General features: G+C 53.2%; 2 tRNA genes. Both read left to right on the forward strand.

The features are described 5' to 3' along the window. The first annotated feature begins 2 nt into the window (after positions 1-2). Positions 3-79, forward strand: a tRNA-Arg gene (locus OGX97_RS00575). A gap of 60 nt (positions 80-139) precedes the next feature. Next, positions 140-216 (forward strand) — tRNA-Arg (locus OGX97_RS00580).

Genomic DNA, 216 nt, shown 5'->3' on the forward strand with positions numbered 1-216 from the left:
TTGCATCCGTAGCTCAGCTGGATAGAGTACTCGGCTACGAACCGAGCGGTCGGAGGTTCGAATCCTCCCGGATGCACCATATTACTTGATAGCGCTTTAGCAGCGACATCAAATCTGCAGTAAAGTAAGTTTCCCTGATGCATCCGTAGCTCAGCTGGATAGAGTACTCGGCTACGAACCGAGCGGTCGGAGGTTCGAATCCTCCCGGATGCACCA

It is taken from the genome of Citrobacter sp. Cpo061 (assembly GCF_030332845.1).
Taxonomy (GTDB): Bacteria; Pseudomonadota; Gammaproteobacteria; order Enterobacterales; family Enterobacteriaceae; genus Citrobacter; species Citrobacter portucalensis.